Raw genomic sequence first — 20,130 nt, 5'->3', positions numbered from 1 at the left:
TCCAGCCACACGAACGGACGGCCCTTGACCCAGTCGGCGATGTGCGGCGTCTTGAACATCACGTCGCCGCGGTAGGGCCTGTTGGCGCGGTCGACCTCGATCACCGGCAACTGTGGGAGGCCGATCTTCGGTGCGATCTCGGTGTTAGCGTCGTGCTCCCACGTGGTCGCCCAGACGAGTTCGCAGCCGGTCGTCTTGGCCACGTTGAGGAGCTTCGGCCCGTGCGTGGGGTTGAGGATCATGTTGTACGTGATCCCGTCCGCCGTGCACTTCGTCTTGAACCATTCGGGGCCAGGGCGACGGAAGGCGTTCAACACCCCGTCCACATCGATGAGCAGCAGCGGGCGGCGGGGCTCCTCCGCGGCGGGGAGCTCGGGCTTCAGGCAGGTCACGGCGCCCATTCAGGCGGCACCACCCATCACGGCGTCGTAGAGGGCGCGAGCCCAGCGGGCGTCGCCGAGCGCGGTGTGCTGGTCGAACTGGTCGGGGTCCACGCGGAGTGCTCGGGACAACGCCTTGGAGTCCCACGGCAGGCCATACGTCTTGGTGGCCTCGTCGTGCCAGTTGGGGCCGCTGTCCTTGAGTTCAGCGAGAGCTGCGGCTTTGCCGTGCAGCCAGCCGACCGCGAGCGCTTCGATGTCGATCAGGTGGTAGTGGGCGCTCCACGCCTGCCCCCAGGTGGCGAGGAAGCGGCGCAGGAACCGGTAGTCGAAGTCCGGGACTGCGCCGACGACGTGCGCCCCGTCGAGGATGTGCGCCAGTTCGCGGGCGACCTTGCCGGTGTGGCACTGGTTGTCGAGCAGGTCGGTCTTGCCGTCGATGGCGACTTCGATGGCGTACTCGGGGGCAGCGGGCTGTCGGGCCAGCAGGTGGCGTTCGTAGAAGCGGCCGATGCGCAGCGAGTTCGGGTCTGAGGTGGACAGGTCCGGCCAGATCTGCCACAAGTGCTCGACATCAGCCTGGCCGGGATCGCGGACGATGGCGCCGATCTCCCACACCCCGCCCCGGGTGTCGTCGAGCGAAGTGGTTTCTGTGTCAAGGAAGACGATGCGGGTCACTGTGCGGTCTCCTCCGGGTCGGGGGACGGGTGAGATCGGATAGCGGGAACAGGGACGGTGCCGGCGTCCTGAAGGGCCGAGATGCGAGCTCCGGCGTGGCGCCCCGCGTACGGCCTACGTCGCACGTAGTGCCGCCACAGGCGCCGTAACGCGCTCACCGCGTTCCGTCCTGACCGATTGCGGCGTGCTCGTCGAGGAACGCGCCGAGCGCCTGCTGGGATCGCTCGTCCAGTTCCCCCAGCGATGACGGTCCGCTTACCGGAGGGGGCATCGGTAGAGGGCGGATGACCTGAGGAACCTGCACTCCCGTGTAGCCGAGGAGGTCGGCGCTTGGGTTGGCCACGTCCACGCCTTGCTGGGCGTGCGTGAGGTGCTGCTGCCGGTCCAAGGAGCGGCGCTGGATCGTCTCCTCCAGCTCGACGATGCGGCGCTTGAGGTCAGCGATTTCCCTCTGGCAGCCCGCTATGTCGGCGTCGCACTGATCGGCCTGCTGCCACTCGGCGAAAGCGAAGGCGGCGGCATCGTCGTAGCGCTGCTTGAGCGGTCCGGTGACGGACTGGGCGGCGGCATCGGTGGCGAATCGCACGACCGGGGCGGGCGGGTGAACAAGCTGATCGGCGGGCGGAGGCTGCTCATTATCCCTGGATCGCATTTTCGGGTCTCCCCTAATCGGCTTAACGGGTGTTTCATGAGGTGGGGTCCCGCTCCTCCCTGGTGACTGCAGGGAGGAGCGGGATTGTGGATCAGTCGGAGCCGTTGATGAGTCGGGCCACGGCGAGCGGCCACCCACAGGCGATCTCGTCGGCGGAGTTGCCACACCCGCCGCGGGCGTGCTTCTCCGCGTCGTCGGCGACCTCTTCCAGCCATCCGGCGAGTGGCTCGGCCAAGCCGGGGTGGGCGAGGGCGATCCAGGCGGCATCTCCCTCGGGGCTGCCGAGGTCGTGGCCGCCGTAGTTCTCCTCATCGCGAGTGGTGCCGTCGAAGACCTCGGCGAGCTGGGCGGTGTAGGAGAACGAGCCGCGGCTGGTCTGCTCGATGCCGAGACCGATGACTGTGCCGTTGCCGACCTGCCACGGGCCAGGAGTGGCATCAGCGGCCACCTCACGGAGCCGGGTGGCGGCAGCGCGGATCTCCTCGACAGGCCCCTCTACGACCTCGACGCTCCGCGGGATGTCGACCTGCTCAGTGCTCATGGATCTCTCCGATCAGGGGTTGAAGGCCCGCTTGTGCTCGACCTCGGAGGCGAGCACAAGCGGGGGAAGGTCAGAAATCGCCGTCAGCGACCTGGAGTACGGTCAGACCGAGCGACCGCCACATGTCGACCACCTGGCGCCGGTCATCCAGCACGCAGGCGACGTCGTAGTGGTCGCGAACGTGGGCATCAAACAGGTCAGCCTTGACCACGTAGTCCTTGCGGAAGTCGCCGGCGACGCGCATGTGCAAGGCGTCGTAGCGGATGCCGGTGTTCACGGCCAGCCATTCCTCCGTGGCGGCGCGGCAGGCGTCGGTCCGGCCGGACACGAACACGATCCGGTGCCCTGTCGCCTCCAGTGCGCGGATGACCTTGATGACAGGCAGGTTCGGCAGGTCTCCAGCGACGCGTGTCTCGTCGAACGGAGAGCGGTCGCACATCAACGCCGTGGTGCCGTCGATGTCCACCAGCACCGCCTTGGGTGTGCCGGGCTTGGCCGTGTACAGCTTCAGATCGACGGCGCTGTCGGTCTCCGTCGGCATGGGTAGCGGGTAGGTGTGCCCCTTCAGGTAGCGGGTGTGCATGTCGCGGATGACCTGCTCCCCTACGGAACACTCACGAACGGCGTCTCGCGCGATGCATTCATCCAGCGAGCGGTCTGTCAGGTCCCACACCTCGAACTCAGCGCCCGCACGGGCGGCAAGTTTGGCTAGGTCCCGCACGACGCGTTGCGGAAGGTTGGTGTCGTCGCAGACCACGTCCACGCCTTTGCGGAGCAGCGCCGTGATGGAGGCGTCCCGCACGGCGATGATGCGCGGCTCGGTGATGCCTTTGATGTGCAGGCTGTCGTGAACCATGGCCCGCAGGTCGTCTCGGTTAACCCGGGCACGCCGGTCTGGGTCTTCAGCGACCCACGCTGATGCCATGTACGTCTTGCCGCACCCAGGAAGGCCTCTGGTGGCGAAGAGAGTGCTCATGCGGCGTCCTCCGAGAGGGCAACCGGGCGGATGTCTCCGGACGGGCGAAGCGTCTTCCAGATCGCCGGGCGCGGGTCGCGGTCGTCGAGCAGGTTGAACAGCCAAGCCGGGTTGGTGCACTGGGTCGCCCAGGTCGCGTAGTCCTGGCGCTGCCAGCCGTCTGGGTGCTTGTGGTCGAGCTTGTCCACGATGTTGTTGTGGGTGGCTTGGACGGCGCCGTACGCCATGGCGGCTCGAAGCTGTAGCCCCTCGGCGAGGTCGCGCACCCATTGATGAAATTCGTCCGGCAGCGGCTCGCAGATGTCGCTGATGGTTTTGCCTTCGCCTAGGGCTTCCCAGACGCCTCGTGCGTTCAACCCAGTGATGATCTTGTGGAGGGCTACATAGTCGGCCTGCTTGATCTTCACCATCTGCCCGGTGTCGACCAGCCGAACGACAAGCCCTTCGGCTCCCGGACGGGGCGGCATGGCCAGCGCGTCGGCGAGCATCGGCGCACTGAACACGGCCGCCCTTGGGCCACTCCAAGCGGGGACCTCGTCGGGGCCAAGCACTCTCCCAGTGCTGATCTCGACACCGCCCAGGAGGAACAGGTCGTCGGCGCCGCCGTACTCACAGACGATCCGGTTGGCCGGGTAGATGATCTCGAACAAGACCGTCACACCCTCAGGCGGTGAGAAGTCGCTGTATCGCGACCTGAGCACATCAGTGGCGTGCTGCGCCTGCTCGCTGGCGAACGACCCCCTGGTCGCGACGGCGTAGTCGCCCGAAGCGGTCGGGTAGAGGATGCCGAGAGAGCCGTCCATCTTGTCGGCTACGACGACCTTCGCCGACAAGTCCAGTTCCCCCGCCATGGGGTCGCCGTAGTTGAAGAACTTCGCGAAGGGGCGAGCCACGATGGTGCCGGAGCCGTCAGCGATCAAGCCTCGGCACGTCTGCGTAACCCGATTCCACTCCCCCTCGTACTGGGTCTTCTCCGTGTAGTTGTAGATGACCAACGGCTCGACGGGGTGATTCTGCGCGCGGACGAACCCTGTGTTGATCGCCTCTTCGAGGCATTCGAGGTCTAGCAGCTCAGCGACGTGGAGCTTGACCACGGCGAGCCTCCTTCAGGTGATTGAGGTGGGAGCCCGCTTGTGCTCGCCCCTGAGGTCGAGCACAAGACGGGGCAATCGGGAGGGTTAGAAGGGCGGTTTGACGGGCGGCCAGATCTGCACCAGCGGGCGGAGAGTCGCCTCCTGCGCGTACGCGATCCCGCCCCTGTTCTGTGCGGAGCGAATCGCCGTCGACTCCGTCACGACTCGGAGCACCTGGTCCGGGTCGTCGATGTCCGCCCCTTCAGGGACGACGACGCAGCGGATCGTCTCGACCGGCAGGGACTCCCAGCGGTCGATCTCCATCTCCGCCGAGCGGAGTCGCTCCAAGACCTCGCCCATCGCGCGGACGGTCTCCTCCACCTCAGGGCACTCGCCGAGCTTGTTCTTGAAGAGCCAGGCGAGCGCCTTTTCGGCGCCGGCCTCGACGTGCTTCAGGTTGAGAGGCGGGTGCTCCGGGGGCTCCGGAGAGTCGTCATACGGCAGACGGTCATCCCAGTCGGCGACGTCGGTCATCACTGGCCACCCTTCGGAGTGACGTTGACCGCGCTGCCAGACGGGACCGGGACGATCGTGACCTTGCCGTCCTTGATTGCCTGGCGCGCCTTAGCCTCGCCATTCCGGATACACAGTCGGCAATTGCGAGTCGTGTGCGACTTGCCAGACCTGCTCTTCTTGGTCTTCAGCACCACGCTCTCGGACGTGTACAGGTGACCGTTCGGACAGTGTGTCCGCTTCCGCTGTGGACGACGGTTAGCGCGTTGCTCAACTGCTGTCGCCCACCGACAGTTCTCTGGCGAATAGGGGCCGTCGTTGTCCACTCGATCGAGCGACAACCCCTCGGAGCGCCGCCCCATGTCAGCGATGAACGCGCCAAAGTCCATCCAGCGCTCACAGACGGAGATGCCTCTGCCGCCGTAGTACGGAAAGTATGGGTGGTCAGGGTCGGTGCAACGCCTGATCATCTGCTGCCACGCCCGATACTCCGGAGAATCAGCAAGACCATGTGTCGTGCTACGCGCAGCGGTCACTGCCCGTCTGAGGCACCCACAGGAGCGGGTATTGCCGCTCGTCAGGTTGTAGGGGATGAATCGCTTCTGCTCGCCGCAGTCGCAACGGCATAGCACCTTGCTGCGCGCGTTCTTGGAGGGTTCCAGCGCTTCCAGGTGCCCGAACCGCTGGCCGGTTTGGATACCTGTCATCACTCGCCGTCCCGCTTCGGAGTGACATTGAGGCTGCTGCCCTGCGGAACCGGCACGACTGAGATCTGGCCGTTCCGAATGGCCTGCCAAAGCACCGCCCCCTGGGGGCCGAGGACGTCGACCAGTTCCCTGATGGACTGGATCTCCGTCTTCACCTGCTCGTTCTTGTTCTTCTGGGCCGCGTTCTGCTCGATCGCCTCCTGCGCCTCCGCCAGGGCGTCGCGGACCTTCTGCGGCGGCTGGGGCTGCTGGAGGGTGAACTTGAAGCCGGTGAAGTAGTCGGCGCCGGCCTGCTCCTTGATGAACTGCGACGCCAGCGCGGCGACCTCGTTCTCCCAGGTCTGCTTCACCTGCGGGTTGGCGAACAGGTCCTTCCACGGGTACTTCTTCGCTGCGGCGTCCATGGCCCGGTCGAGGGGCTGCTTGACGTAGACGCCGAGCATCCGCGCCCAGCCCTCGTTGGTGTCGGCCCGGAACTTCTGGCCGATCTTCCGGTAGAAGTCGTCGAGGGTCTTGCAGTCGCCGGTCAAGTAGAACGTCGCGACGCCTTCGACGGACATCTCCAGGTTGTCCTTCGAAACCACGGTGATGGGCTTGGACTCGGCGTCACGGCTGTTGGTGAACTCGAACGACCGCTGGTCGGCGGGCAGAACCACGCCAGGGTCGTTGATGTCCTGCCATGCGCGCTGACCGGGCTCCACGCACCCTTCGAGGGACTTCTCGCCCGACCAGGAGTCGTAGTCGTAGTCCAGGCCGCGCTCGTTGGTGTCCGTGGTGATCGAGCAGCCAGTGGCGAGCACCGTGGCGGCCAGGCTGGCGGGGATGAGGAGCTTGCGGTTCAACGGGTCCTCTTTCCGAGGGTCAGGGGGTTGAAGTGGTTGCGGATCTCGTCGGCGAGGACTGCGGCGTACGGCTCGACGTCCCGGGCGCCGATCGCTGACTTGTGGATGCGGTCGAGGAACTCCTCGTGGCGGCGCCGCTCCCGCCGGTCCTCGCGGGCCTGCTCGGCGCGCTTGTAGATCAGGGCTATGGCGACGCAGCCCAGGACGATCAGGGCGACCATGCCGAGGGTGATCACGGCTCGCACGGCTTACCTCCTTTCAGAGGCAGGGGGTGGAGTGCTGGTCCCGCACACCCCCGATGGAGTGCAGGACCAGCACCAGGAAGTCAGGGGAAGTCGAGGTCAGACGGCGACCCGTACAGGTCAGCCGAGGAACGACGGAGAGCCTCGACCTGCTGGGCGAGACACCGCAGACAGCAGCCGCACGGGTGGCCTGCCAAGGTCGGGCAATCGAGGAACTCGGGGCCGGGAAGCTCGGTCATGAGGTCACCTCGACACGCTCCCAGCGGCCGTCAGGTGTGGGCAGGCACCAGCCCAGCCACGCCACCAGGACCGGCACCAGCGCGGGGTCGGCGACCGAGTTACGGCCGATGATCCAGCCGTGCTTGTCGGCGTCGAGCTCCCACGGCCGATCGGTCAGCATGCCGTGACAGCCGCTGGACCCATCACCACACGCGATCATGAGATTGGTGATGTCGTTGATGCGCGGATCTGACGAACCACCCATGCCGCGGTTCCGCCGGTGGTGGATCGACGCGGGGCGGCCGGTCACGATGACGCCGCACACCACGCAGGTGTCCAGGTCGCGCTCACGAACTGCCCGCCGCACCGCCGCGGTGGGGCCGGTGTCCCGACGCCCTGCCTTGGCCGGCGTACGGACCGAAGCAGAGCCGCCAGCCTTGAGACCCTTGCCGCGGGGCATCGGCTTCTTCCGCCGTAGAGGGGCGCCGCGCTTCACAGCTGACCACCCGCCAACTGCATCTCCGCACGAGCCGTCGACTGGATCGTCCGCCCCACGTCGATACGGGCGTGCAGGGCCTTGATGTGCTCCTTCTGCAGGCGGACCGCGGCAGCGGCCTTGCCCCACACTCGCCACAGGTGATCGGTCTGGGTGATCGCGATCTGCTTGCGGTCCTCGATCGAGCCCGCTGCGTCCCGGAACGCGCCAGCGAACGCCACCTTGAAGTCGCCCTCGGCCTCGACCGCAATGAACTCCAGGTCAGCCATCTTCGTGACCGCGTCGTCGAGGTCGCGGGAGAGCTGGCCGAGCTGCTTGACGATGGTGAGCATCTCCGTCACGACTCACCGCCGGGCTTACTGATCTCAGTCACACCCGCCAGCTCGGTCGGCGGATCATTCCGCCACTCGTCGAACAAGACAGGGCCGTTGACCCGTTCGGCTTCCTTGGGGTTCTCGGTAGCCTCTTTGACCAGCTTGTTGTGGGCGCGCAGCTGAGGGCCGGTCATCAGGCCATGAGCGGCCTTCTCCTCGTCCGTGGTCTTGGACCGGGAGACAGAACCGTCCTTGTTACGGGGCAGCCCCTCCGGCGCCTCTTTCCCGCGGCGGATGACGAGGTCGCCCAGGCGGACTTGGTTGCCAGCCTCGTCCACAGTTGCCTGTGCCAGCAGCCCAGCCCGACCCGCCTCCATGTACGTCCGCTCCAGGTCGGACTTGGTGGCGTTGAGGTTCATCACCTCCAGCCGGTAGTCCTCCACCGTCTTGGCCGCAGAGCGCACATACGAGCTCTCGTCAGGGTCGGGGTCTTCAGTGCGAAGGTTCAGGACCTGTATCAGCGCGGTCCGCCACGCCACCGACATGGCTTTCGACGTTGCTTTGTCGCCGGAGTCCATCGCCTCGCCCGGCACCCGGCAGGAGATGAAGTCTTGTGCCGGCCCGTAGAAGGTGTAGGTGACTTCGAGGCTGACGTGCGCCATCGGGGTACGGTTCTTACCGATCTCAACGGTGCCGTACGTGCACCTTTCCAAGGTCGGCATATGCACGATGCCGACCTCATCCAGGTGTGGACCGACGGCGTTGACCACAGTGTCCACGCCTCGGAAGGTGAAGCCCTGCTGGTAGTTCTTGTCGTCCTTGGCGACCGCGCCGACCCTGCGTTTGACTTCGGCCAGTGCCTGAACGATGTTGAGCGTCTCGCTCACGTGCGCTTCTCTCGCTCGTACTCGAACTCGGTCTGTGGATCTAGCTCGGGTCCGCCATGAACGGAGACCGTCCGCTCCGGGAGGTCCTCGGCCCGCTCAACGAGGTACTCAGCCATGGCGTCTTCGGCGTCCGCGTCAGGCGAGTAGGCCTCCACTGACTCCTCGGAGATCGACAGGTGGTCGTGGATCCACCGGCCGTGCAGGGAGCCGGCGTCGACCAACCGCTGGATCTCCTCAACCGTCTTGTGGAGACGGGCGGCGGCGGTGCTGACCGTCAGCCAGCTGATCGGGGTCACTGGTCCTCACCGCCCATGTAGCGGGCGTAGACGCGGTGCTCCTGGTCCACAGTCCGGGCCGCCACCTCGACCCGGTAGCCGACAGCGGTCCACCGCTGCGCGTTGTAGTAGTCGAGCTGCTCGTAGCGGACGTAAACCACGCCGCAGGAGGCAAGCGCCCTCGCCGCGGCGTGCCACGCCTCCCGGTCCAGCCGGTGCCGGCCGTTGCGGATACCGGTCAGGGAGCCGTACCAGCACGGCACGGCACCCCACCCGATCTTGTCCTTGTCGCCCGGGACGACCGCGTAGCACCCCTCGTCCGGCAGCAGCGGCTCGTACCACCGGACACCATCCGGGTGGTGAACCTGCACCGTGGAGCCTGCGGGAACGTAGACGATGGCGACCTCAGTGTCCGCTGGACGGGCCTCGACCAGGGCGCTAACGGTCATGATGGTCACGACGCCACCTCCGGCAGGTAGTCACCGATCGGCCGCGACAGTCGCTCCTGTGATGCGCACACCCGCAGGTCGATCACCCCGCAGACCACCCGCAGTCCCCGGAATGTCCGCCCGTCCTGCTCTTGCGGGAGCGCCGCGTACACCGGCAGCCCGTACGCGTCAGCCGCCCGGCTGACGTCGCGCAGCACCCAGTGCGCGTCATCGCATACGCCGATCGGGATGTCCTGCTGGCCGAAGTTGACGCGGAGCGTGTTGAGCAGGCGGGGGTTAGTGCGGACGGCGTCCGACCGGACGAACGCCGCCAGTTCGGTAAGGCTCCGCGCGAGCTCTTCGGCGCGACGGGCGGCAGCAGCGAGAGGCGTCTCGACGTTCACTGGGCCACCGCCTGACCGACCGCAGCCTCACGCCGGATACCGTCCAGGCCCACGATCAGCATGTGCCGAACGTCCGGGACGCGGCCGACCACGACCTGGCTGCACACCAGCTCGGCCTTGGCGTACACCTGCACGCAGACCGGCCCGAAGTGAATCTTGATGCCGCCGTACTCGGCGGTGGCGTACTCCTCGACCCTTGCGCCCGCCGCCTGACCGCACCGGGCGGCCTCCACGATGAAAGCGCCTGGGTCATCCGCCGTGGTAACCGAGACCAACACTCGCTCGGGGTGGACAGAGGCCCTCTTCGCCAGGACCGGGTTCGCAGCGAGGAAGGCCGCGATGTCCTGGAAGGCCTGCGCGTACTCCAGCGCCTTAACGACGCTCTTGATCGGCTCGGCGGCGGTCACTTCTCGCCCCCCGTTCAGGGCGTCAGCCACGTCAGCACCCAGCTCGATCTCGTCGAGCAGCCTGCGGGCCTGCTCCGGGGAATCGGTCTTCATCTTCTGCCAGGCGTTCGCCTCGTCGGCGACACTGGTCGTACTCTGATTCATTGACTGTCCTGCTCTCTGTAGCTCGTGAGCGGGTGGTCAGCGGGTTCCAGCCGTTGCCTCGGCTGGGCCCGCACTTAGTTGGGGGCGGCGGTCGGCTGGTTGCCGCACGCCCGGCACTCGTCGGCAGTAGCCATCAGGGCCTGCTGGCGAAGGACGCCGGCCGCCACGTACCTCTCCGGCGTCAGCTCGTAGACCCGGCCGGGAATGAAGACGGTCACGATGCCCCTTGAGGCTGAACACCATGACGTTCCAGTAGCTCAGCGAGGCGATCGACCCGCTCCGAGAGCTCGGCGACGTCGGCGTTCTTCTCCCGACGTAGATCCTTGAGCTGCGCCTCGCGCTCCTTGTCTCGCAGATCTAGGCGACGGATCATCTGCGAGTGCTGCCTTAGGCTCATCTCCAGACCGTCGATGCGCTTGCGCTCATCCACCGTCATCTCTGCACGATTCGCGCTGGCTGCCTTAGAGACCGCCTTACGAAGCTGACGGCGTGATCTCTGGTGGTGGGATCGAGCCAAGCCCTCATGCTCAACTGCGGCAGCTAGCCGGTAACCGATGCCTTTGACGTTGGCCAAGGTGCGAGCGTTGTTCTTCTCCAGCTCGCGGATGGTCCGGTAGATAGGGCTGCGGTCGGCGAGGAAATCCCTGTCGAGTAGGTCGCCAAGATCGTCGTATGTAAGGACGTCGTCTACGTTGAGAGTCAGGGCCTTGGCGTAGATTTTCCGCCATTCGGCCTGATCGTTTTTAACTTCGAACATGGTGAAGCTCCTGATGAAAGTGCTGATCCATGCCTTGCCCAACCTCGGCCCTCCCAGGAAGGCCGCGCCATGCCCCGCCGAGCCAGGCCAAACCTGGCCTTGTAAGTGAGCGCCGGAGAGTCGAACTCCGGTGTAGGCCGAACGCCCGTGAGCTCCCTGCCCTGCCCTGCCGTGCCACGCCGCGCTTGCCACGCCGCGCCGCACCTAGCCGCGCCAAGCCTTGAGAAGTGGGTGGCACGGAGTCGAACCGTGCCGAAGGCCATCCACCCGACCGAGCCCCGCCGAACCCCGCCATGCCTAGCCCAGCCCATCCGTGCCGCACCAAGTACTGCTCAGAGGCAGTGGAAGACCGGAATTCAAGATCCCGGCCAACCGCCGTCGCCGACGCCAAACCCAGCCAAGCCCGGACAGACCAAACCAAACCCCGACTGGACCCGCCAAGCACCATCGCACCCTGCCGAGCCCCACCGAAGAGAGCCAAACGCCACCCGGAGGCAGCGGAAGGTCGCGAGACAAGCTCGCGACCGACCGCCGTCACCGTTACCGAGTCCTGCCCAGCCCAGCCGAAGCGGGCATGACCGTGCCGTGCCACTCCCTGCCCCGCCCATCCCGGCCGGGCCACTGCTTGCCGTTCCGCGTCCTGCCTGATGGCAGGGGAAGACCATGGGATAAACCCGTGATCAACCACTGTCATCAGAAGATCGCCATGCCGAGCCTTGCCCGGCCGAACCTTGGCCGACCGAACCGCGTTCTGCCACGCCCGACCACTCCCGGCCGTGTCCCGCCTAGTGGCAGGGGAAAACCCCGGGGGAAGCCCGCGATCAACCGCCGTCACCAGCCCACGCCATGCCGAGCCATGCTCTACCGCGCCCTGCCATGCCAAGCCGAACAGTCGCCCAGCCGTGCCTTTGGGGATCTCTCGATGAAGCGCGGGCGGCACGGGAGTCGAACCCGCACTACGACCATCCGCCCGTCCAAACCCAGCGGAACCTAGCCGGACCACACCAAGCCAAGCACCGCCTTGCCTAACCGCCCCATGCCATGCCATGCCGGACCCAGGCCATGCCCGCCCATCCATGCCATTCCGGGCCCATCCACGCCGGACCTCGCCGGGCCAAACAGCGTGGGCGCCCAAGGAGTCGAACCTCGGAGCCTTCCGGTCGCCCTCCCGTCCCAGACCTGCCGCGCCATGGCACGTCACGACATGCCGAGCCACGCAGAGCCGCGTCTCGCTGCAACAGGCCTGGGAAAGTTCCATGTCAGATCTCGCTGACCTGTGCGTCGAAGCGGCCGAACATGGTCCGGAAGTCGCCGAGTCCTTCCATCTCGCCGGCCAGGCGAGCGACCTCACAGAACTCGTCGAACTCGATGGCCTTGGGGTCGATGACGATGTCCGCCTCGACCACCCACGACCGGAAGATGGGGCGGCAACGGTCGACTTTGTTCCGCTGTACGGTCACTGGACGGATGTCGACGAACTCAGACTCGCCGCCACCCCAGAGTCCTTCGATGTCCCGCGGCCCTTGGTAGATGAGGGGGAGCTGAAAGTCCGCCATGGCAACGCCGCGCTCGATCTTCTTGCCAGCCTTGATCAGGCGGGCACCGCCGATCAGGCAGCGGAACACGTTCTGGGACGGCATCACCGGGCCAAGCTCAACGTCGTAGTAGAGCGAGCCTTCAAATTCGACGCGGGCGACCTCCAGTCGGTCCTCGTCGGTCTTGACCCGCTTGGAGTTCAGCGCCTTCAGCTTCTTGGCGTAAGGGTTCAGGGGGCTCGCGAGCTGCACGTTATGCAGGAGCAAGGGGCGAGTGCCGGTACAGGTCATTCGGATCTTCATGGGTGTCCTCTCGATGGGTTGCTAGCTTTGGGCTGGGATGTCCTCCCGCGCCCCGGCCCTCGCATGGCCGGGGCCTTGTCTCCTCAGTGCAGATGTGGCGCCCGAGAAGGTCGTAGGCATCCCGTGAGGTTCATGAGGTGCCGCCGATCAGGGCGAGCTGCTGCGACGGGAGAACACCCCGCTTGATCAGCAGCAGACGAAGCTGCTCAGCCCCGTAAGGGAGCAAGTAGGTGGTGTTGGTCGCGTGCCCGTTGGTCTTGTCCGGCTCAACCGCCTTGACCTCGAACCACGTCGTGGACGGCTTGCCCGCGTAGGGCTCCCGGTGTCGCTTCGTGCCCGGCGAGTGGATCAGGATCTTCTCGTCGTACAGGAAGTCCCACAGTCGCTTCGGGCCGAGGCCCAGCATCTTCGCGACCGTGCCGACCAGGTAGCAGCCCTTGCCGTTGATCCAGTCATCGAACGCCGCGGCTTTCACCGTCAGCTTGCGGTTGACCGTTTCGAGTTCCTCAATCTGCTCGGCCTGATCTGCCGCGAGGCGAAGCGCCTGGGTGAGCGTCTGTGGGATCTCGGGCCTGCTGACCTGAGCAGTCTCCGCTTCGTGGGTCCGGACAGCGAAGTACGTCTGAGCGGCAGCGATTTCAGGCTTACGGACGTCGCCGTTCATCGCCACGAGGTAGGACGCGTGGCGGGTGAGACGGTAGTCGACTCGGGCTCCGCCGTTCTGTCCGTTTTCCCGGAGCCGGGAAAACGCCTGGTCGGCGTCGTAGCCAGCGACGCGTGCCGAGACGATGGCCCGCTCGATGGAGTCTGCGAACCGTTCCCACTTCCGGTAGCCCAGAAGCGGCATCAGTTCGCGGGCGAGCCAATAGTCTCCGCCCTCGTCGACTCGCTTGATCGCGTCGAACGGAGAGGTGGCCGGGATGTCGAGGCCGCTCATGCCGCCTCGCCTGCGGCTTTGGCCGCCTTGGCCTGGCGCGCCTTAAGCATGGCTTTCTCGTAGTACGCAGTTTTAGCGTTCTCGGCGCGCTTGATCCGCTCCGGGTATGGCATGACCTTGTCGGGGTCGACTTTCTTCAGCCAGTACTCGATCGAGGCGGGCGAGCTCTTACGAGCTGTCGCCGTCGCTGCGGTGCGGTCGACCTCGTTGGCCCATCGGGCGTTGGCCGCAAGTTTGGCGATGCTCCTGCGCTCAGCGCGGCTGGTCATACGGGTGCCTCGCTTTTCACGGCGTCGGCGGCCTTGGCGTACTCGTCGCTACTGATGATCGCCGCGAGAGGGACGCGGAGCAGGTCAGCGATCTGGCGGCATAGCTTGTGGTTCGCGTGCTTGCGGCCGGCCATGACGTTGCTCACATAGCTGTGACTGCGTTCGAGCGCGGCCGCGAGTTCGCCCACCTTCCAACCGTGCGCTTCGCTGAGCGCGCGGATCGTGGCGCCTACGCGCACGTCCTCGGGGTTAAGGGGCTGTTCTGCCATGCAAGAACCATAGGGGAACAAACGGGAACTTTACAAGGAAGGAACGGCAAGAAAGTGAAACTTTTGGGCAGGTTGGAGCTCCAATTTTTCCCACATTGACCCTGATCAGCCCTTATAGACCTTGACCTTGCCGCTTGTTCCAGCAAACTTGGCGTGTCAGGCTCTAGCTTGTTCCCGTTCGTTCCCGCATGATGGGGTCTCATGAGACGACGACGCGACTTGGAGCGCGCCGCCGCATACGTTGTCGCCCGACGCGGGGAGATGGGCTTAAGCCGCCCTGCCCTGGCGGCAGCTGCTGGCATCGACACCAAGACCCTCTACAACCTGGAGTCCGCCCAACGCTGGCCGCAGGCCGGCAATAGGAGCGCACTCGAAGCCGCCCTTGGATGGCAGCAAGGCGATCTCGCAAAGATCGCCGAGGCGCGCGGAGAGCCGACCCCGCCACTCGTGCGGCCCTCAACGTTCGAGACCCAGGCCGAGTTTCCACGCCTTGGATTTCAAACCGCCGCCACAGCGCCGGCCAAAGCCACCACCGAGCGGCGCTATCCGGTGTGGTTCATCCGTGAGGCGGATCGCCGGGGAGTTGCCGTGGAGGTGATCGACGATTCGGTGGCCGTATTGCAGAAACTGGCGAACGACCTGGGGCGGACGCTTGGAGAGCTGCTGGTTCACGTCGGCTTGGCATCGGAAGAAGATCTAGCCATACACCACCGGCCGATCTCCGAAGCGAGAAGTGAGGCACTGGCGGACTACGACGAAAGCGCAGAGGAAGATGCGTCTTCGCCTTTCCTTTCGTCTCGCGAGCGGGGAAGGGTCAAGGTCGATGCCGCCGCGAGGCGAAAGAAAAGAATCGAAGAAAATCCATGAGCCACTAAACCGGATGGCGCCCTCAGAGGACGTGGTTGAGGTGGCCTATCCTGCGCTCGTTTCTTCGCATGTCAGCCTCCTCTCTGAGCGCTTCGGCGAGGCGTGTCTCTCTGATCTTGTTGCGGGCCAGAGCGAGGGCTAGATGATCCGCCCGGATCATCCAAGCACCCACTGCTGCCACGCTGACCAGGAACGTCGCCATGGCGACTGTCAGGAAAATCTTGATGTGCGTGTCATCGAGCGCAATCGCCAAGGTTTCCCCCCAGAGCGCCGCGGCGCTCGCGGTGAGAGACCATCGGATGATGCGTAGTGCCATGTGCTTTCCCTCCATTGGCCGCCCACGCAGAGACGGCCGCTGCGGCAGTGCTTCGCCCGAGGCATTTGCGGCAGTGCGGACCACTGTATGTGACAGTGAACGGCGATGGAATAGGGGTTGAACTTTCAGTATCACGTTCGAATACCACTCGAAGCCAGCCCGAAAGCGAGTCATTACGGTCGGTAACCAAAGGGGTGGTGAGCACGCCAAATATGCCCGTTATGCCTGGAACGCGCCGATCCCGAAGGGGAGAAAAGACTGCCCTTAATGCCAGATTGACAGATCCATATGCGATCAAATCTCAGATACGATCACCCGGCGATAGTCGCGCATGAGCAGACCTCGCTCGGCGATCCGCCGCGGCCCGGCCATAGCGCTGCACCATCGCGTAAGAAGACCAGCCGGCGATGCGCATCAGATCACTCTCGTTGCCGCCGCTTTCCAGCCAGTCGTCGGCGAAGGTGTGCCGGAACCGGTGGGCGTGCACGTTGACGACCTTGGCCTGGGCTCCGCGACGCTTGAGCATCTGCTGGATTCCAGACTTCTGCAGTCTGCCTTTCTTCCCCAGCCACAACCACTCCGAGTCCGCCTCGGCGTGCCGGGCGCGCACCCGGATGTAGCGATCCAGGTCCCGGGCCGCTTTCTTGCCGATGGGGACGATCGCCACTCCTCCCCCCTTCTTGCGGATGCGCAGCAGCTTCTTCGACAGCATGACGTCGGAGTCTTCCGGCTCGGAGCTGTAGCGCAGGCCTGCCATTGCGTCGGCGCGGATGCCGGTGTCCATGAAGATCCGCATGATGGCGGCATCCCGGCGGTCCGGCAGTGTGGCTCCCGAGCAGACCTTCAGCAGAGCCCTCAGTTCCTCGTCGCTGAAGGTCTCGGTGGGAACGTCGGGAACAGTGGGGCGCACGACGTTGGCCATCGGGTGGGCCGCTTTGCGCTCCCCTTCCCTGATGAGCCAGTTGAAGTACGCTTTGAGGTTGCGGTAGTGCTTGTCGGCGTTGCCGGCGCTGTGCTTACGGACACCGCACGGGCAGGGCTCGGTGTGGTTGTCGTCGGCCCAGCAGCCCTGCAGGCAGGCGACGAGGAAACTGCGGATGTGCTCGGCCTGGGTGCCTTCGACACGGTCGGGCATGCCGTGGTGTTCGACGTAGGTGCAGTAGTAGCGGCCGGTAGCCATGTAGGAGACGATCGTGTGGGGAGACCGGTTCGCTGATTCGAGGGCGAGAGTCCACGAATCCAGTAGGGATCTCAGGCGCGGTGATCTATCCTGTCTCTTGGTGGGGGGCATGAGGCGGATCCTATGCTGTAGTCAGTGTGTGCACGCGTGATACCGTCTCTTTGCCTCCGAGAACTAGCAGTTCAAGGCGGTAAAACTGGCGCCCTTAGCTCAGCTGGATAGAGCACCGGACTTCTAATCCGACGGTCGCAGGTTCGAATCCTGCAGGGCGCGCGACCAAGACCAGGCCATCTCCACTCTGACCTGGTCTTTTCCATGTGTACGGCCCGCCCGGGGTGTACAGCGACAGGTAGCCGGATGCCACCGGTCGCGGAACACAGGCGGAATACTCCGGAGTGCGTTTCCCCAGGCGGGGGCGGCTTTTCCGGAGGCGCACGGAACGATTCCCGGGCCTGGAACACCGAAGGACCCAAGGACGGACCCCGGGGTCCTGTGGATGTGCGGTGTAAGTGTCATGCGGCGAGGGCGTCCGGGATGCGCTGGTCGGCCACGTCACGCCGGCCGTCGATGCACTTGGCGTAGACCTTGAACGTCACGTCCACCCCGTGGCCTGGGCGAGCCCGGCGGCTGTCGCGAGCCACGGCGAGGCCAAGCGGGATGACACCCTCCGCGCCGCTTCCATGTCCGTCTGCTTCCTCCCATGATCCGTGCAGTGGACGCCGCCGCGCCCCCCTTGATGTTGTGTTGTGAGGCGCCCCGCAACTGGGGCGCCCAGGAGCGGGCGCCGGGGGAAGTGATTACCTGTGATCGGCTGTCGGCCGGTATGCCGTTACTGCGGTGCTTGCGATTGCTGGAGTCGGGGCAGGAATCTACCGCGGGCGAGAGCGGCCGTCGTCTCGGCGACGAGCACGGCGATGAAGGCTGTGATCGCGATCAGTACGCACCAGGCCCACACCGTGTACCCGACCGGCCTTCCGTAGGCGATCCAGTGCAGGGCGAAGATGGCGACGGCGGCGTATGGGAACGCGAACGACCAGAACGCGGGGCCGAACGCCAGCCGCCGGTACACGGGGATCAGCCGGAGCTGGACGATGACGGCGAGCACGGTGAAGCCGCCGAACACCAGGGCGACGGCGTCGACCTTGTCGTGGGTGATGGCCAGGTAGGCAAGGCCGCCGAGAGCGGGCGGCGCGACCTCGATGGCCAGGGTGGGCATCAGCGGCGCAGGCAGGCGGGGGCGGAACAGTAGCCGGGCCATGATGACGGAGCCGATGAGCAGCCACGACACGACGCCGATGCCCATGAACGCGTGGGCGATGGCGGTCCAGCCGGCGCGGGCAGCGCCGATGGAGGCGATGAGTCCTCCAGCGACGGCGGGCAGGACGTAGCCGGAGTGCAGCCGGTCCAGGTCGAGCTCTTCGACGATCCATTGGCCGGTGATCCACCCGGCCAGGATGGTGGTGGCGGCGGCGAAGACCGCGAACAGCCATCGGCCGGCGGTAGGGGCGTGGGGCATCAGACCGATCGCCAGGAGCATGCCGACGATCGGGATCAGCGACACGAACGGCGCCAGCACCGGATCGGCCAGTTCGGCGCGCCAGCCGCCGGGCCGGCGCGGAACCTGCGACACGTAGCCGACTATGAGCACCAGCCACACGACGGCGGTGACGATGAACAGGAGGTCGGCCACCAGCGCGGGCGCCACCCCCCGCATGGCCGCGTACCCCCAGCAGGTGGCCAGACCGGCCAACCCGTAGGAGATCCCAAACATGTTCGGGGTGATCCCAGCCTGGGGCTGAGCTGTCCGCATGTTCATCGAGCCCTCCACCGCGAATATCGGCGGCCGCGTGCCCTCTGCAAATTCGCTGACGCTGGCTGTGGTTGTCTGGGCGACGTCGTGGATCCGACCGCCTGACAGTTCGACCTACCCCGAAAAACCCCTGCTCATGTCACATGCGTGATCCATGCCAGACAAGATCAGGCCGTCACCGGGCCATGGAAGGACCATGTGGCCGACCCTTCCGGAAGTTCAGCGTCGCAACCGGGATCATGAACGCATGCCTGATGAATCGAGCCCGCTGTCAGACTTGTGGCCGCGCCTCCTCCGAGGGAGAACTCCCGCAGTACCCGCCGGATGACGTCGTCACCGGGACGGCCGGGAAGGTCGCGCCGTGCGTTCGGCTGCTTAATCCGTGGTGAGCGCCACACCCACGTGGCCGCCCCCAGGTGAAGGACGCCGACGAGCGTATGCGCGCCGCTCTCCGTCGGCGCCCAGGACCTGGGCTCCCATGCCCGCGAGCTGATCAACTCGCCTACGCCGGCATTGCCTGGATGACGGCCACGAGCGATTCGCCGTCGAATCCGATGCGCACGCTGTCGCGATCTTGGCGGACGAAGGCGGGATGGGCCGTGTCCGGCAGCGTGCTCGCGGGAGCGGGCGTCGGCCGGAACCCGGCATGGCACAACCGGTCCAGCCATCGCGCTGTCGGCTCGTGCCGTTCGTAGCGCTCCTCGTCGTCGGCGGTGCCGACGATGTCGGCCACTTCGCGCCGGAAGAACAGCTTCATCGCGTTACGGTCGGCGGCCGAGACGTCCAGCGCGTCGATCAGCCGGAAGACGTGGTGAAAGTGCTGCCAGGAGTTGTGGAACCGCTTGGGCAGAGACACCCGATGGTGATCGGAGTCCGGCTCGCACAGCACCACGGCCTCCGGCTCCGCGTCTCGCAGCCTCGCGAAGAACGTGCTCCTCTCGTCGGCGCCGGCCGAGGAGTCACGCAGGTGGTGCAGCGCGAACGCGGCGTTCATGACCAGCGGGCGAGGCGCTCCGCGCACCAGGTCCCAGTCATCGTCGGTCATGTGCTCGGCGAAGCGGGCGACCCCGTGGAAGTCCAGCGTGACGCCGGTGGCGCGGAGGGATCGTTCGGCCTGGTGGAGGCTTTCGACCGCGGGGTCCACCCCGATGACGGTCAGCCGTCCGGGTGCCATGCCGTGTTTCACGAGCTCGGTCAGGAGCGCCGCCTCCTGGACGCCCGAGCCGATGCCGATCGACAGCAGGGTGGCCGTGCGCCGCCCGGCGAGATGCCGGGCGAGCAGGGCGCCGCCGATGCGGCCGGCCAGATTCACCACCGGCAGGTGTTCGGCCACCAGATCGAACAATTCGATCTGCGGCCGCTCGAGCCGGCGCAGGTAGAGGTTGTCCCGCCCGTCCTGATCGGTTCCCAGCCGACGGGCCAACGCGTCATGGTAGAGCAGGTGGAGGAAGTCGTCGTTCGCGTTCTCCGGGTCGATCAGTCCGCGCGACTTGTCCAGCCAGCGCCGGGCGGTGTCGGCTCGGCCCGCGTGCGTCTCTTCCACGGCCTGGCACAACATTTCAAATGCATGGACACCCACGTCGATCCCCTTTTCCTTTCATGAGGGTCATCCGGCGGCAATTCCCTCCGGGAAATAGCGACACCGAATTCATACGAAGATCCATAAGCGGAAGAAGCTGCTTTCTCCTCGCCACCGCCATGATGGGACG

29 protein-coding genes and 1 tRNA gene are annotated in these 20,130 nt (G+C 65.9%); 2 read left to right on the top strand and 28 right to left on the bottom strand.

The window, feature by feature from the left end:
* The 24 genes from AB0N02_RS17125 to AB0N02_RS17010 form a co-directional block, all read right to left on the bottom strand.
* On the bottom strand, positions 1-401 hold a 401-nt coding region (locus AB0N02_RS17125), incomplete at its 3' end, for an HAD domain-containing protein (RefSeq protein ID WP_363946910.1).
* A complete protein-coding gene (locus AB0N02_RS17120) occupies positions 402-1,058 on the bottom strand; it encodes a hypothetical protein (RefSeq protein ID WP_363946908.1) in 657 nt (218 codons plus the stop codon).
* Positions 1,059-1,212: 154 nt separating this feature from the next.
* Positions 1,213-1,710, bottom strand: a complete 498-nt coding sequence (locus AB0N02_RS17115) for a hypothetical protein (RefSeq protein WP_363946906.1) — start codon at positions 1,708-1,710, stop codon at positions 1,213-1,215.
* Positions 1,711-1,801: 91 nt separating this feature from the next.
* Entirely contained in the window at positions 1,802-2,251 is a 450-nt protein-coding gene (locus AB0N02_RS17110; protein WP_363946904.1) for a hypothetical protein, read from the bottom strand.
* 70 nt (positions 2,252-2,321) lie between these two features.
* Entirely contained in the window at positions 2,322-3,227 is a 906-nt protein-coding gene (locus AB0N02_RS17105) for an AAA family ATPase (protein ID WP_363946901.1), read from the bottom strand.
* Positions 3,224-4,321, bottom strand: coding sequence for an RNA ligase (locus tag AB0N02_RS17100; protein ID WP_363946899.1), 1,098 nt, complete (start codon positions 4,319-4,321; stop codon positions 3,224-3,226). Before AB0N02_RS17100 ends, AB0N02_RS17105 begins: the two co-directional genes overlap by 4 nt.
* A gap of 84 nt (positions 4,322-4,405) precedes the next feature.
* Complete coding sequence (locus tag AB0N02_RS17095) at positions 4,406-4,834, bottom strand: hypothetical protein (RefSeq protein WP_363946896.1); 429 nt, start codon at positions 4,832-4,834, stop codon at positions 4,406-4,408.
* Positions 4,834-5,523: a hypothetical protein gene (locus AB0N02_RS17090; protein WP_363946894.1), complete on the bottom strand. Its 690-nt coding sequence runs from the start codon at positions 5,521-5,523 to the stop codon at positions 4,834-4,836. The genes AB0N02_RS17095 and AB0N02_RS17090 overlap by 1 nt, the downstream gene beginning before the upstream one ends.
* The gene (locus AB0N02_RS17085) at positions 5,520-6,362 is read right to left on the bottom strand and encodes an SPFH domain-containing protein (RefSeq protein ID WP_363946891.1); all 843 of its coding nucleotides are present in this window, start codon (positions 6,360-6,362) and stop codon (positions 5,520-5,522) included. Before AB0N02_RS17085 ends, AB0N02_RS17090 begins: the two co-directional genes overlap by 4 nt.
* Positions 6,359-6,607 (bottom strand): hypothetical protein, encoded by a 249-nt coding sequence (locus tag AB0N02_RS17080; RefSeq protein WP_363946888.1) that lies wholly within the window; start codon positions 6,605-6,607, stop codon positions 6,359-6,361. The genes AB0N02_RS17085 and AB0N02_RS17080 overlap by 4 nt, the downstream gene beginning before the upstream one ends.
* Positions 6,608-6,687: 80 nt before the next feature.
* Positions 6,688-6,843, bottom strand: coding sequence for a hypothetical protein (locus AB0N02_RS17075; protein ID WP_363946885.1), 156 nt, complete (start codon positions 6,841-6,843; stop codon positions 6,688-6,690).
* A complete protein-coding gene (locus tag AB0N02_RS17070) occupies positions 6,840-7,190 on the bottom strand; it encodes a hypothetical protein (protein ID WP_363946882.1) in 351 nt (116 codons plus the stop codon). The genes AB0N02_RS17075 and AB0N02_RS17070 overlap by 4 nt, the downstream gene beginning before the upstream one ends.
* A 125-nt stretch (positions 7,191-7,315) precedes the next feature.
* Entirely contained in the window at positions 7,316-7,651 is a 336-nt protein-coding gene (locus AB0N02_RS17065) for a hypothetical protein (protein WP_363946879.1), read from the bottom strand.
* A 5-nt stretch (positions 7,652-7,656) separates the two neighbouring features.
* Entirely contained in the window at positions 7,657-8,520 is an 864-nt protein-coding gene (locus AB0N02_RS17060) for an ERF family protein (protein ID WP_363946876.1), read from the bottom strand.
* A complete protein-coding gene (locus tag AB0N02_RS17055) occupies positions 8,517-8,816 on the bottom strand; it encodes a hypothetical protein (RefSeq protein WP_363946873.1) in 300 nt (99 codons plus the stop codon). Before AB0N02_RS17055 ends, AB0N02_RS17060 begins: the two co-directional genes overlap by 4 nt.
* On the bottom strand, positions 8,813-9,253 hold the full coding sequence (locus AB0N02_RS17050) for a hypothetical protein (RefSeq protein WP_363946870.1): 441 nt from the start codon (positions 9,251-9,253) through the stop codon (positions 8,813-8,815). Before AB0N02_RS17050 ends, AB0N02_RS17055 begins: the two co-directional genes overlap by 4 nt.
* A complete protein-coding gene (locus AB0N02_RS17045) occupies positions 9,250-9,627 on the bottom strand; it encodes a hypothetical protein (protein ID WP_363946867.1) in 378 nt (125 codons plus the stop codon). The genes AB0N02_RS17050 and AB0N02_RS17045 overlap by 4 nt, the downstream gene beginning before the upstream one ends.
* On the bottom strand, positions 9,624-10,178 hold the full coding sequence (locus AB0N02_RS17040; RefSeq protein ID WP_363946864.1) for a hypothetical protein: 555 nt from the start codon (positions 10,176-10,178) through the stop codon (positions 9,624-9,626). Before AB0N02_RS17040 ends, AB0N02_RS17045 begins: the two co-directional genes overlap by 4 nt.
* 74 nt (positions 10,179-10,252) lie before the next feature.
* Entirely contained in the window at positions 10,253-10,396 is a 144-nt protein-coding gene (locus AB0N02_RS17035) for a hypothetical protein (protein WP_363946861.1), read from the bottom strand.
* The gene (locus tag AB0N02_RS17030; RefSeq protein WP_363946858.1) at positions 10,393-10,935 is read right to left on the bottom strand and encodes a hypothetical protein; all 543 of its coding nucleotides are present in this window, start codon (positions 10,933-10,935) and stop codon (positions 10,393-10,395) included. Before AB0N02_RS17030 ends, AB0N02_RS17035 begins: the two co-directional genes overlap by 4 nt.
* A gap of 1,259 nt (positions 10,936-12,194) precedes the next feature.
* Positions 12,195-12,773 carry a hypothetical protein gene (locus tag AB0N02_RS17025; RefSeq protein ID WP_363946855.1) on the bottom strand — a complete coding sequence of 193 codons (579 nt, stop codon included), beginning with the start codon at positions 12,771-12,773 and terminating at the stop codon, positions 12,195-12,197.
* A gap of 130 nt (positions 12,774-12,903) precedes the next feature.
* Complete coding sequence (locus AB0N02_RS17020) at positions 12,904-13,710, bottom strand: phage antirepressor KilAC domain-containing protein (RefSeq protein WP_363946852.1); 807 nt, start codon at positions 13,708-13,710, stop codon at positions 12,904-12,906.
* A complete protein-coding gene (locus AB0N02_RS17015; RefSeq protein ID WP_363946849.1) occupies positions 13,707-13,979 on the bottom strand; it encodes a hypothetical protein in 273 nt (90 codons plus the stop codon). Before AB0N02_RS17015 ends, AB0N02_RS17020 begins: the two co-directional genes overlap by 4 nt.
* Positions 13,976-14,248 (bottom strand): helix-turn-helix transcriptional regulator, encoded by a 273-nt coding sequence (locus AB0N02_RS17010; protein WP_363946847.1) that lies wholly within the window; start codon positions 14,246-14,248, stop codon positions 13,976-13,978. The genes AB0N02_RS17015 and AB0N02_RS17010 overlap by 4 nt, the downstream gene beginning before the upstream one ends.
* A 201-nt stretch (positions 14,249-14,449) precedes the next feature.
* Between AB0N02_RS17010 and AB0N02_RS17005 the strand changes: the two genes are divergently transcribed.
* Positions 14,450-15,115: a helix-turn-helix transcriptional regulator gene (locus AB0N02_RS17005; protein ID WP_363946845.1), complete on the top strand. Its 666-nt coding sequence runs from the start codon at positions 14,450-14,452 to the stop codon at positions 15,113-15,115.
* 22 nt (positions 15,116-15,137) lie between these two features.
* On the opposite strand, the gene AB0N02_RS17000 is transcribed toward AB0N02_RS17005, so the two are convergent.
* Both AB0N02_RS17000 and AB0N02_RS16995 read right to left on the bottom strand, forming a co-directional pair.
* Entirely contained in the window at positions 15,138-15,431 is a 294-nt protein-coding gene (locus tag AB0N02_RS17000; RefSeq protein ID WP_363946842.1) for a hypothetical protein, read from the bottom strand.
* Positions 15,432-15,732: 301 nt separating this feature from the next.
* Entirely contained in the window at positions 15,733-16,611 is an 879-nt protein-coding gene (locus AB0N02_RS16995) for a site-specific integrase (RefSeq protein ID WP_363946839.1), read from the bottom strand.
* A gap of 199 nt (positions 16,612-16,810) precedes the next feature.
* Between AB0N02_RS16995 and AB0N02_RS16990 the strand changes: the two genes are divergently transcribed.
* A tRNA-Arg gene (locus AB0N02_RS16990) sits at positions 16,811-16,884 on the top strand.
* Between the two features lie 556 nt (positions 16,885-17,440).
* On the opposite strand, the gene AB0N02_RS16985 is transcribed toward AB0N02_RS16990, so the two are convergent.
* Both AB0N02_RS16985 and AB0N02_RS16980 read right to left on the bottom strand, forming a co-directional pair.
* Complete coding sequence (locus AB0N02_RS16985) at positions 17,441-18,427, bottom strand: hypothetical protein (RefSeq protein ID WP_363946836.1); 987 nt, start codon at positions 18,425-18,427, stop codon at positions 17,441-17,443.
* Positions 18,428-18,923: 496 nt separating this feature from the next.
* The gene (locus AB0N02_RS16980) at positions 18,924-19,979 is read right to left on the bottom strand and encodes a GRAS family protein (RefSeq protein ID WP_363946921.1); all 1,056 of its coding nucleotides are present in this window, start codon (positions 19,977-19,979) and stop codon (positions 18,924-18,926) included.
* Positions 19,980-20,130 lie beyond the last annotated feature (151 nt).

Source organism: Streptosporangium sp. NPDC051022 (genome assembly GCF_040683035.1).
Taxonomy (GTDB): domain Bacteria; phylum Actinomycetota; class Actinomycetes; order Streptosporangiales; family Streptosporangiaceae; genus Streptosporangium.
This window is presented reverse-complemented; position numbering and strand designations above follow the sequence as displayed.

What these genes read in the sequence shown, in the direction of transcription:
- AB0N02_RS17115 (WP_363946906.1), bottom strand. Translation starts at nt 1,710, where the DNA reads ATGCGATCCAGGGATAATGAGCAGCCTCCGCCCGCCGATCAGCTTGTT.
- AB0N02_RS17110 (WP_363946904.1), bottom strand. Translation starts at nt 2,251, where the DNA reads ATGAGCACTGAGCAGGTCGACATCCCGCGGAGCGTCGAGGTCGTAGAG.
- AB0N02_RS17105 (WP_363946901.1), bottom strand. Translation starts at nt 3,227, where the DNA reads ATGAGCACTCTCTTCGCCACCAGAGGCCTTCCTGGGTGCGGCAAGACG.
- AB0N02_RS17095 (WP_363946896.1), bottom strand. Translation starts at nt 4,834, where the DNA reads ATGACCGACGTCGCCGACTGGGATGACCGTCTGCCGTATGACGACTCT.
- AB0N02_RS17075 (WP_363946885.1), bottom strand. Translation starts at nt 6,843, where the DNA reads ATGACCGAGCTTCCCGGCCCCGAGTTCCTCGATTGCCCGACCTTGGCA.
- AB0N02_RS17065 (WP_363946879.1), bottom strand. Translation starts at nt 7,651, where the DNA reads ATGCTCACCATCGTCAAGCAGCTCGGCCAGCTCTCCCGCGACCTCGAC.
- AB0N02_RS17040 (WP_363946864.1), bottom strand. Translation starts at nt 10,178, where the DNA reads ATGAATCAGAGTACGACCAGTGTCGCCGACGAGGCGAACGCCTGGCAG.
- AB0N02_RS17030 (WP_363946858.1), bottom strand. Translation starts at nt 10,935, where the DNA reads ATGTTCGAAGTTAAAAACGATCAGGCCGAATGGCGGAAAATCTACGCC.
- AB0N02_RS17025 (WP_363946855.1), bottom strand. Translation starts at nt 12,773, where the DNA reads ATGAAGATCCGAATGACCTGTACCGGCACTCGCCCCTTGCTCCTGCAT.
- AB0N02_RS17020 (WP_363946852.1), bottom strand. Translation starts at nt 13,710, where the DNA reads ATGAGCGGCCTCGACATCCCGGCCACCTCTCCGTTCGACGCGATCAAG.
- AB0N02_RS17015 (WP_363946849.1), bottom strand. Translation starts at nt 13,979, where the DNA reads ATGACCAGCCGCGCTGAGCGCAGGAGCATCGCCAAACTTGCGGCCAAC.
- AB0N02_RS17010 (WP_363946847.1), bottom strand. Translation starts at nt 14,248, where the DNA reads ATGGCAGAACAGCCCCTTAACCCCGAGGACGTGCGCGTAGGCGCCACG.
- AB0N02_RS17005 (WP_363946845.1), top strand. Translation starts at nt 14,450, where the DNA reads ATGAGACGACGACGCGACTTGGAGCGCGCCGCCGCATACGTTGTCGCC.
- AB0N02_RS17000 (WP_363946842.1), bottom strand. Translation starts at nt 15,431, where the DNA reads ATGGCACTACGCATCATCCGATGGTCTCTCACCGCGAGCGCCGCGGCG.
- AB0N02_RS16995 (WP_363946839.1), bottom strand. Translation starts at nt 16,611, where the DNA reads ATGGCTACCGGCCGCTACTACTGCACCTACGTCGAACACCACGGCATG.
- AB0N02_RS16985 (WP_363946836.1), bottom strand. Translation starts at nt 18,427, where the DNA reads ATGAACATGCGGACAGCTCAGCCCCAGGCTGGGATCACCCCGAACATG.
- AB0N02_RS16980 (WP_363946921.1), bottom strand. Translation starts at nt 19,979, where the DNA reads ATGTTGTGCCAGGCCGTGGAAGAGACGCACGCGGGCCGAGCCGACACC.